Consider the following 7844-nt stretch of genomic DNA (forward strand, 5'->3'; position numbering starts at 1 on the left):
ACGCTGCGCCCGCGGCATCATCCAGTCGGATGATGTGGCGTAGGCGAAGTCGCAGGGCGAAGCTGACGTCACGTTGCGCGAGGGATCGGCGCCAGCGGCGTCAAAAAGCCATCAAAGCCGGACCAGAATTGATTGACGCAGCGGAGACGGTGTCAAAGGAGGTTCTCATCGTAACGGGGGTTTCATACGCCGACGCCGACTAGCTTCTGCAAGGATGTCCCGGACATCTGGGAGTCCGATGAGCGATCGGATGGATGAGGCGCCGCGTACCCTGCCCGACCGAGACGTTGCTCCCCGCGCACGAATCCGCCTGCTCGGCGGGTTCGAGGTGCACCGCGAGGACGGAGCGCCGGTCTCCGGGCTGGGACGCCGCGGTATAGCCTTGCTCGCCTGTCTTGCACTCGCCGAGCAGCCCTGGACGCGCGACGACCTTGCCGCACTGCTCTGGCAAGGTCGGAGCGTCGAGCAGGCGCGCGGCAGCCTGCGACAAGAACTCCTGCGGGTGCGGCGCGCGCTGGACTGGCCGGCAGGCGGGCCGCTGCACCTGCCCAGCCACCTCGCCGAGGTGGATGCAATACAGTTGCAGCATGCTCTCGCCGACCCGGCCCGCGCAGCAGAGGCGGTCGCCCTATATCGCGGCCCACTGCTGCCCGGGTTCCCGCCGACGACGCAAGAGCCCTTCACTGAATGGATTGGGGAACGGCGGCAAGCACTGCACGAGCAGGTTCTCGCGGTGTTACGCGCGTGGATAGGCGGGCCGCAGGCCTCCGAAGCTCTCGCGCGCCGCCTCGTCGCCTTGGACCAGAGCTGCGAGGAGGCGCACCGTTTCCTAATGCGCCACTACGCCAAGTTGGGCGACATGGGCCGGGTGCTCGAACAGTTTCGTAGCTGCGCGGAGGCTATCCGCGCTGCCAACGGTGCCGGGCCCGGCACCGAGACTCGCGTTTTGCTCGATGAGATCACGGTTCGGCTGGGCGCGCGTGCGGCGCTCCCGGCCGCAACCGGGATCCCGGCCGTGCTTGACTGGATCCATCACGCACCAGACCGGGCCCCGGTGCCTACAACGCCACCGGCCGGCCTTCTGCCTGTCGTGGACGATCGGCCCTCCGTCGCCGTGCTGCCTTTCGCAGAGATTTCTCACGAGCTGCTGGCGGGTGGCGTGCTGGCTGAAGGCCTGACGGAGGAGGTGACCAACGCGCTTGCGCATGTCCCGGGCTTTTTCGTGACTGCCCGGCAATCCGCAATGGCCTATCGCGGTGTCGCAATCGACGTGCGCCGTATCGCTGCAGAGCTGGGCGTTCGCTACCTCGTCGAGGGTAGCGTCGAGCATGACGGTAGGCGGCTCCGGCTCAATTTGCGCTTACTGGATGGGCGCAACGGCCTACATCTTTGGGCGGACTCTCAAGGTGCAAGACTAGGCGAAGCAATGGAGCTCAGGGACACTGTCGTACGCCAGATCGCAGCGCGGCTGGAGCCGCGCTTGATGCATGAGGAGATCGGACGCGCAATGCGCCGTCTTCCTGACAATCCCGATGCATGGACATGGCTGCAGCGCGCCAACGGCGTTCTTCTGCAGGGGCGCCACCACGCCGCGCTTGAGCGCGTACTGGGGCCACTCGAGCGCGCACTGGAGGCTGATCCCCACTATGCAATGGCGCATGCTCTCGCAGCGGCCGTCCATACTTGGCGATGGCTGCTACGCAGCTTCCCGGACCCGGAAGCGGAGCGCAAGTTGGCCCTGTCCCACGCCGCCCAGGCACTCGCGATCGAGCCGGACAACCCCTTTGTACTGACGCACTGCGCCGAAGCCACGCTCTACGCCGCGGCTGATTCCGAGCAGGCGCGCGTACTGCTCGAGGACGCGATGCGGCGCAACCCTAACGACCCGAACGGGCTCGCACTTCTGGCACACGTGCGGCGGCAGGCGCGCGATGATCCGCGGGAGTGCCTCGGCCTAATTGCCGACGCTCTGCGCTTGAGCCCGCGCGATCCGCGCACCTTCGGATGGCATCATTACGCGAGCTGGTGTCACTTCCGGCTGAACGACATGCCCGGCATGGAGGCAGCGAGCCGGCGTTCCGTCGGGCTGTACGGACGGTATCCGCTTAGCTGGGTCGCCCTCACGGCTGCGCTCGGCTTCCAGAACCGACCGGAGGAGGCGCGCGCGGCCGCGGCAACGCTGCACCGGCTACAGCCGAATTTTCATCCAGACGGCTTTTTCGAAGCCGCGCGAGCGACCTACGGCACAAAGTTCCGCGGAGCGGTGGTTCGAGAATACGAGGCGCTTCGAGACGCGCTCAGGCGTGCCTTTGGAGGGTGAAAAGCCGAAGGCCTATACGCGCCGGACATTCCAAAAGGTCGGAACGATGCTCGGTATGCCAGCCAGGTCGCGGCGGTGCGCCGAACGCAGCCGCAATTGTCCGATCGGGATATACGGCAGGTCTGCAAAAGCCTGGCGCTGCAGAGCGCGAGTGAGCGCAGCCCGCGTCTCAGAATCATCCGCTGCGAACCACGCTTCGCGTAGTGCCTCAATGTACTGGCTGCTCGGCCAACCGGTCCGGCCAGCCCGGCCATTTCCGCGGAGGTAGGGGTGGACGGCGGGGTCCAACACATCGACGCCTGAGAAGTAGGTGTGCACGACGTTCCAGCCACCTCGCGCGGGCGGCTCTTGCGACGCGAGGCGGCGGATCGCCGTGCCCCAGTCCATCGCTTGGTAGTCCACGTCAAAGCCAACCCGCCGCAGGAGGTCGGCGCCGATATCCGCCTGCGCCTTCAGCAGAGGGAAGTCGCTCGGCGCGATCAGCACGATGCGCTTACCTGCTACGCCGGCGCTAGCCAGTTCGCGCCGCGCCCGCTCGAGGTCGCGCGGGCCGTCCAGCACCGCCAGCCCGTCCTCGCTAGCGCTCGGCGTGCCGGGGGTGAAGAAGCCTATGCCAGTGCGCCCGCCCTCAGGAAAGCTGCCGACCACCGCAGCGACGTAGGCAGCCTGACTAACGGCCGGCAGCAAGGCGCGGCGGACCGCCGGCTCATCGAAGGGCGGGTGGAGGTGGTTGAAGCGGAGCATGCCCATGAGCCCAACCGGGTCAGGCCGTGTGGTTGCGAGATGAGGCTCGCGCTCCAGCAGGGGTAATAGGTCGAAGGTTGGCGCTTCCCACCAATCCACCTCGCCGGCTTGTAGTGCCGCGGCAGCGGTGGAGGGGTCGGGCAGCACGTGCCACTCAACCCGGTCGAAATGCGCGTACTTTGGGCCCGCCGTGAGGCTCGGCGTGCCACCAGACCGCGGCTGGTAGCCAGGATTGCGCTCATAGCACACGCGCGCACCCGCGACCTGCTCAGCCGGCAAGAAACGATAGGGACCGCTGCCCACCATCTCAGTCACTTGGCGGAACGAGTCGGTGCGCGCCAGTCGCTCCGGCATGATCACGCAGACGGGCGAGCCCGGCTTGGCCAGTGCATAAGCCAGCAGCGGGAAGCGGTGCTTCAGGCGAATCGTTAGGGCGCGGTCGTCCGGCGACGCGATCTCGTCCATCGCGGCGAGTAGCGCCTGGCCGAAGCTGTCGCGGACAGCCCAGCGCCGGATGCTTGCGGCCACGTCGCGCGCGAGCACTGGCTCGCCGTCGTGGAAGCGCAGACCACCGCGCAGTCGAATAGTCCAGCGGAGGCCATCGTTGGAGGTGTCGTGGCCTTCGGCCATTTGCGGGTGGATGCGGAAGTCGGCGTCCATGCCGTAGAGCGTGTCGAAGATCATCAGGGCATGATTGCGGGTTACGTAGGCACCGGACCAGACGGGATCCAGCACGGCGAGGTCGGCGTGGGGTATGAATCGCAGAACCCGTTGGCGATCTGCCCTTACGAGGGCCGGGGCGAGTAGGACGGCGCAGACAGCAAGGGCAGCGCGGCGGCCGGTGGCAAGTGATGCAACAGGCATGATCGCCTCCACACCTCGCGTGGTTCGATTTGGGTGCAACAACGATTGCTACTCGCCGCCTGCAGTTTGGCAGTTGTGATCCGCAATACGCTTCAAGCTCCGGCGAGTTTCGATCGGCCGACCGGCAGGGATCACGCACTGGAGGCCGCGTTGATAATGGACGCCTTCGCCGCGCGGCGGCTTTGCCTAATGCTCTGCGCCACGACCGCCATCGCCACTTCAGTGGTTGCCCGGCTGGAGCCTACGCGCCGCTTTGCTCGGTGGCCTCGCGCTCGCGATCGGCAGTGCCGGCGGAGTAGCGGCTCAGCAGCCATCACAGCCCGATCGAGCACCAGCCGCTGCCGCTCCCGGCAGTTCGTCTCGAGACGCGGTGGCGCCATCTGATCGGCGTGACGCGGACCGCTCGCCATTCGGCATAGGCCTGGCCGCAAGACGGTGGTGACGCCGGTGCGAGACGGCACCGAGGGCGCGATCGCGACACGTGCGGACCCGGCGCTGCTAAAGACGCTGGCCCGAGCGTTCCGGTATCAGCGGCTGCTGGACGAGGGACGCTATGCGTCTATTACCGAGATGGCGAGCGCCGAGAATATAGAGCGTGGGTACCTCGGCAGCCTGCTGCGGCTGACCCTACTGGCGCCGGAGATCGTCGCTGGTGCGCCCAGACCAGCGGAATCGGCTCCTGCAGCGACCTCGGCTTGCCCGGTGTAACCACCGTGTCGCTGACGCCGACGCCGAGCTGGGGTGCGTTCCTGGGCTATCGACGTTTCTGGTCGCCGCAGTTCCGCAGCAACTTCGGCGCGGCCTACGCGCAGGTGGATAACCCCTCCTTCACGGACCAGTTCACCGCGGGCAACTCCACCACGCAGACGCTGAACGCGAATATGCAGATGTATGTCGCAAACCTGATCTGGAGCCCCTTTGCGACGGAGCGGAGTGGTCGGATCAGCACCGGCAACCTCGATGTCGGGATCGAGTACCAGTACTACCGGCGCAATGCCGAAGGCGGCGCGCAGCAAATGAACGCGCCGAGCTCCGTGGCGCTCGGCGGCTACGGCATCGAGCAGCGCATCCAGGCCACCCTCATCGGTCGATTTTAGACGGCGCACCAACCTTCGGCGTGACCGGTCGGCTTAATCGCACGCCTGAGAGTGGACGTAGCGCTTCAGTGTCGAATCGAAGCGCCCGGGAGCCGCTGCTCGGTGGGTTACCTCCCCGCGCAGCGCACGCGTGCACCGAACATTTCCTCTCATCCTCCTAGAAATATCAGGCCGATGATCTGCACAGCGACGACCTTCACGATCGTGGCGGAAGGGAAGATCATGGCGTAGCCGATATCCGGCCTTTCGGTCGGCGCCATGCGGGTCGCGTAGACCAGGATCGCGGGGTTGCCCGTTGCGCCGGACGCGACGCCGAGCAGGTCGTCATAGGGCAGCTTCAGGACGTAGTAGCCGACCAGCAGCACGATCGCGACGGTGGTCAAAAGCACCAGCGCGCCGATGATCAGCAGCAGCGGGCCTTGCGAGGCCACGGTCCGCACGAAGGCTTGGCCGGAATTGATCCCCACCGTCGCCAGGAACAGCGTGAGGCCGAAATTGCGCAACACGATGTTAGCCGGCAGTGGCATGACCCAGGAGATCGGGCCCGTCCGGCGCAGCCGCCCCAGGATTAGCGCTACGATCAGCGGCCCGCCGCCGATGCCGAGCGTGACGGTGCCGACCCCTGGAATGGGGATCGGGATCAGCCCGAGCAGCACGCCGAGCACCATCCCGAAGCCGAGCGAGACATAGCTGAAGTCGCCCGTGGACTTCACGGTATCGCCAAAATGCGCGCGCAGCTTCGCGACGTCCTCGTTGGCGACGATGACGCCGATGCGGTCGCCGACCTCCAGCATGAGGTCCGGCGAGGGTACTAGGTCCACGTCGTAGCGCCGCACATGGATGATCTGCGCCGCCACGCCGGCCGGCATCGGCAGATCGCCCAGCGGGACGCCGCAGAGGTTCTGCTTCGAGACGAAGAAGCGCTGGTAGTTCACGTCGGCGCGGTCCTTCGCGATGCGGCCGGGATCGAGCCGCCCGAGCATCGCCGCCGTCTCCTGAATCGCCGCAGCCGTGTCTGCCGCGACCATCAGCGCATCCCCGCGCCGCAATTCGATCGCCGGATCGGGCAGACGGTTTCGATGCTCCTGGCGGACGGAGGACACCTGCACCCTCGCCGGCAGCGTGGCCATCAGCTTGCCGAGCTTCGCGCCGGCGTCCGGCAGGTTCTCGATCGTGATCTCGCCCATGTGGAAACGCGCGGGCTTCGGGGGGAAGGTCGGCTGGACCTTCCGCGTCATGAAGTAGAAGCAGAGGATCGGGCCGATGACGCCGAAGGGATAGGCGACGGAGTAGCCGATCGAGGGCTCGCTGTTCTTCATCGTGTCGAGTGCCGCCTGCAGCGTCGCCGTGCTCGTCATCGATCCTGCGAAGAGGCCTAGCGTGTGCCCGAGCTTCACGTCGAAGGCCGCACCCAGGCCGAGCGCCACGGCAAGCCCGGCGGCCACCGCGACCAGGGCGAGCAGGTTGTAGACCAAGCCTGCTCCCTTCAGCCCTTCGAAGAACTGCCGGCCATAGAGGATGCCGATGCCGTAGAGGAACATGATCAGGCCGATCAGCCCGATCGGCCCGCTGATCGTCGCCTTCGGCGCAATGGCGCCGAGGAACAGTCCGACGAACAGCACCGCCCCGATGCCGAGCGAGAAGCCCAGCACGGTGATCTGCCCCACGGCATAGCCCAGGCCGACGGCCAGGAAGAGCGTCAGGATCGGCTGAGTGCCGAGCAGGTCGCTGATGAAGTCCATGCGTTTTCCCCCGGCGCTTCGCTCAGCGCGCCCGACAGCCTGCGCCGCGGAAGATCTCGACCGCCGCGGCGACCTGCGCCGCCGCCGGCGTCGGCGTATGTTCAAGCTTGTACTCGAGGCCAAGCGCCTTCCATTTGAAGGCGCCCATCTGGTGGAAGGGCAGCACCTCGACCCATTCGACGTTCTTCATCGGGGCGACGAAGCGCGCGACCTTGGCGATGTTGTCGGGATCGTCCGTCAGCCCTGGCACCAGCACGAAGCGCACCCAGACCGCCTTGCCGATCTCCGCCAGGCGCTTGGCGAAGCGCAGCGTCGGCCGCTGCTCGACCCCGGTGACGCGGCGATAGGTGTCCTCGTCGCCGCTCTTGATGTCGAGCAGCACGAGATCGACGTGCCGGAGGTAGTCGTCGTCGGCGCGGTGACCGAGGAACCCCGAGGTGTCGAGCGCGGTGTGCAGTCCCAGCTGCTTCGCCGCGACGAAGAGACCCTTGGTGAAGCCGACCTGCACCAGCGGCTCCCCGCCCGAGATGGTCAGGCCGCCGCCCATGGCGCGGAGCGCCGGGGCGAAATCCTGCAGCCGGCGGATGGCATGCGACAGCTCGATCCTTGTGCCGTCCTTCAGCTTCCAGGTGTCGGGATTGTGGCAGTATTGGCACCGCAGGAAGCAGCCGGACATGAACAGCATCAGCCGCACGCCGGGCCCGTCCACGGTCGAGCCCGTTTCGTAGGAATGCACCCAGCCATGGGTTTCCTGCGGCCCCTCGAAACCGTCGGTCTCCGGCGCATCGGGCGCCTGGCCTGCGCGCAGATCGTAGCGGCTGCCGACCTGCACCATGCCTGCGGCTTCGAGCATCACCGCAGCCTCAGTAGCTGGCGTGGAAGGTGCGGCGGATGACGTCGAGCTGCTGTTCCCGCGTCAGCCGGACGAAGTTCACGGCATAGCCGGAGACGCGGATCGTCAGCTGCGGATACTTGTCGGGGTGCTCCATCGCGTCCTCGAGCGTCTCCTTGGAGAGGACGTTGAGGTTCATGTGGAAGCCGCCCTGGCCGAAATACATGTCGAAGGCCTTGACCGCA

At 66.7% G+C, this 7844-nt stretch carries 6 protein-coding genes; 2 read left to right on the forward strand and 4 right to left on the reverse strand.

The window, feature by feature from the left end; all coding sequences use genetic code 11:
• The first annotated feature begins 250 nt into the window (after nucleotides 1–250).
• Nucleotides 251–2320, forward strand: coding sequence for a BTAD domain-containing putative transcriptional regulator (locus ACLF3M_RS14555; RefSeq protein ID WP_430657659.1), 2070 nt, complete (start codon nucleotides 251–253; stop codon nucleotides 2318–2320).
• 12 nt (nucleotides 2321–2332) lie between these two features.
• Here the strand turns inward: ACLF3M_RS14555 and ACLF3M_RS14560 are convergent, their stop codons facing one another.
• A complete protein-coding gene (locus ACLF3M_RS14560; protein ID WP_430657660.1) occupies nucleotides 2333–3928 on the reverse strand; it encodes an ABC transporter substrate-binding protein in 1596 nt (531 codons plus the stop codon).
• Nucleotides 3929–4641: 713 nt separating this feature from the next.
• Between ACLF3M_RS14560 and ACLF3M_RS14565 the strand changes: the two genes are divergently transcribed.
• Nucleotides 4642–5025 carry a hypothetical protein gene (locus ACLF3M_RS14565; protein WP_430657661.1) on the forward strand — a complete coding sequence of 128 codons (384 nt, stop codon included), beginning with the start codon at nucleotides 4642–4644 and terminating at the stop codon, nucleotides 5023–5025.
• 149 nt (nucleotides 5026–5174) lie between these two features.
• Here the strand turns inward: ACLF3M_RS14565 and ACLF3M_RS14570 are convergent, their stop codons facing one another.
• From ACLF3M_RS14570 to ACLF3M_RS14580, 3 genes are all read right to left on the reverse strand, one after another.
• Nucleotides 5175–6767, reverse strand: a complete 1593-nt coding sequence (locus tag ACLF3M_RS14570; RefSeq protein WP_430657662.1) for an aspartate:alanine exchanger family transporter — start codon at nucleotides 6765–6767, stop codon at nucleotides 5175–5177.
• Nucleotides 6768–6789: 22 nt separating this feature from the next.
• The gene (gene pflA, locus ACLF3M_RS14575) at nucleotides 6790–7620 is read right to left on the reverse strand and encodes a pyruvate formate-lyase-activating protein (protein WP_430657663.1); all 831 of its coding nucleotides are present in this window, start codon (nucleotides 7618–7620) and stop codon (nucleotides 6790–6792) included.
• A gap of 10 nt (nucleotides 7621–7630) precedes the next feature.
• A partial coding sequence (locus ACLF3M_RS14580; protein WP_430657664.1) for an autonomous glycyl radical cofactor GrcA occupies nucleotides 7631–7844 on the reverse strand: 214 nt, incomplete at its 5' end.

Source organism: Falsiroseomonas sp. HW251, from assembly GCF_050563545.1.
GTDB lineage: Bacteria > Pseudomonadota > Alphaproteobacteria > Acetobacterales > Acetobacteraceae > Falsiroseomonas.